Annotated in this window: 2 protein-coding genes and 1 tRNA gene; 1 reads left to right on the top strand and 2 read right to left on the bottom strand. The window is 42.7% G+C overall.

Annotated features, from left to right (window positions below):
• Positions 1 to 367 precede the first annotated feature (367 nt).
• The gene (locus RMO52_RS21265; protein WP_309738117.1) at positions 368 to 757 is read left to right on the top strand and encodes a nuclear transport factor 2 family protein; all 390 of its coding nucleotides are present in this window, start codon (positions 368 to 370) and stop codon (positions 755 to 757) included.
• Positions 758 to 995: 238 nt separating this feature from the next.
• Here RMO52_RS21265 and RMO52_RS21260 read toward each other — a convergent pair.
• Positions 996 to 1069 (bottom strand) — tRNA-Pro (locus RMO52_RS21260).
• Between the two features lie 69 nt (positions 1070 to 1138).
• Entirely contained in the window at positions 1139 to 1666 is a 528-nt protein-coding gene (locus RMO52_RS21255) for a GNAT family N-acetyltransferase (protein ID WP_309738119.1), read from the bottom strand.
• Positions 1667 to 2504: the final 838 nt, after the last annotated feature.

The following is a 2504-nucleotide window of genomic DNA, read 5'->3' as shown; positions in this document are numbered from 1 at the left end:
TTTTTAGTACTTAACTCAGGCTATTCTAATCGGTTTAACTCATGCTAGGGAACTATTGCTTCAATCTTCTTATCCTATGCTCTGAGTTAAAATACATGATTCTTGACAACTAGTTATTAAACTTAACTTTTTATGATTATTGCCAACCAAATCGATCGCTGCCGACTAGAAAATAACATACCATACAGTTAAAAGTACACCCAAATTGCTAAAAAGTATTCGATCTCCTCGATCGCCAATAAAACTGAAGTTACGCATATTTCACTCTCGAACGGAATTTAATCGTCAATTAATCTCTACCAATGGCTTTAACCGATGCTACTAGCTTTCGGAGATCGGACTTATCCTTGCTAACTTAATACCTCATATGGATCTATCTGAAACTCAAAATATTTCATCGCCCCAACAGATGCACGCCCTGATTGTCCTCGCCAAAGATGCCTGGGTCGCTCGTGATGCCGATGCCTTAGCGCAGTTATTTACACCTGATGCCCAGCTTATTGTCCCCGGTCAACGGTGGCAAGGGCAGGCTAAAATTCGGGAAGAAATTGCCAAGTTTGGGCAATATTATACCGATGTGACGATTACCATTCAGCGCACGATCGTCGATGGCAATCGTGCTGCGGTGGAATGGCACTATGAGGACACCGAGAAAGCTACAGGGCAGCGTAGTTACTCGGATGACGCAATCGTCATTGAGGTAAGAAACGGCCTAATTAGTTATTGGCGAGAATATTTTGATATCAGTAGTGACTGAGCAATCGTTTAGAGGATACCTGAAAAGTGTCATTACTATTCCCGAACTATCGTTTTGGATACATCAGTTACCACATTGATATCGATAGTTTGTGCTTCAGGCGAAGCTCATTGGTTCACCGGAGCGACGAGCGCCGCTAATACTTGCAATCACCGCATTAACGACAAAAAATTCTTGCCATAGTGCCTAAATTGGCATCTTCACAAGAACTTTTCGCTAGATATAGATGTTTTAAAAATCGGGGTGACAGGATTTGAACCTACGACATCCTGCTCCCAAAGCAGGCGCGCTACCAAGCTGCGCTACACCCCGTTGTTTGTCTCAACCATCATAACATACGATTGGCACGTTCGATCGTTAAGGTCTAAAAATTACTTAAACCTAGTCAGGATACCAAAACATCCCCTTAATACCTTCAGGATCTTCAACAAATCCCATGCCACCATAAAAGCCCACCACATGAGCATCAGCAAACAACGTAATATTGCTAATATCCTCAGCGCGGATCTTATCGATCGTATACTTCATCATCGCCTTACCCAATCGCTGACCCTGAAAATCAGGATGTACCACCACATCCCAAACAGTTGCATTAAATGCACCATCAGAGGTAGCGCGGGCAAACCCGATCATTCTCTTTGTCGCACCCCTGACTTCCCACATCGAAACCACAATAAAACTATTTTGAAGTGCTTTCTTGACCTTGCGAAGCGGACGCCGCGACCAACCGACGATATCGCATAGCTCTTCTAGCTCGTATAAATCGAGATCTCGATCTGTACTGAAAAAAATTTGACTGTTCTGAGGTAGATTGAGTCCAGTTACTTTTACAGCAGTATCAACGAAGGTACCTGCTTTAGCTTCAGTAGCCGTATCGCCACCACTAAATAAACTTTTCCAAAAAACCATGTAGTGTGAACGACAAAAGTAGTGATTGTAGTCCCCGACTCTTGCTCCTTATCGCTGAAGATCGAGCGGCAAACGTATATAGATCATAACATTCTTTTCAATGTAAATATGGTCTTATGCTGCTGTAACAATCCTATTTGAGTCTAGCTTTCACAGACTTAACTCTTATGCTACTCAGATTTATTCCTCAAACGCCGACTTGCAAGACAGTGGCTTCAACCACTTTAAGTATTAAGTAGCAACTTGGATTATGTGTATAACGATCCTCGCTCCATCTTTAACTGTCTACCTCTGCTAGTCCGACTCGATCGGGTTTCAACGAGCTTATTTTCCTGTGCTATCACGATCGAGTGCTAACGATTGCCCCTTCAGAATCTATAGTCTGGTGACATTAAAACTTCTTCTACGCTTGCAACTAGACAGCTTGCAAAAGCCTGTATTCCGTAACAGTCAAAGCAGGTTGAACCGATCTGTGTCGTTTGATAAACTACAATCTCGATCTATGCTTACCCGAAACAACTAAGCAGCAATCATCAATATTTTCCAGGCTTGTCAAATCGCGCAAATCATTTCACACCCTATAATACAGCGATCCGATTGATTATTTTTGGCAAGACCAGACAAAAAACATTCTTAAAAAGTGGGGATCTCAGCCCCAACATCTATCGCAAAGCTTGACGCAGCCGAGGATTAAACAAATTTCCCAAAAAGGGTTGACAATCCTAGGCAGACAAGATATATTAGTAAAGCGGTCGAGGGAAACAGCCCAGCGGAATCGACGAAAGTCGCTCCTAGAGCCAACTACCTTCACCACTGAACCTAGACAACTATATAGTTT

The organism is Chamaesiphon sp. OTE_8_metabat_110, assembly GCF_031382685.1.
Taxonomy (GTDB): Bacteria; Cyanobacteriota; Cyanobacteriia; order Cyanobacteriales; family Chamaesiphonaceae; genus Chamaesiphon.
The sequence above is the reverse complement of the archived record's forward strand: the minus strand, read 5'-3'. Positions and strand labels throughout refer to the sequence as shown.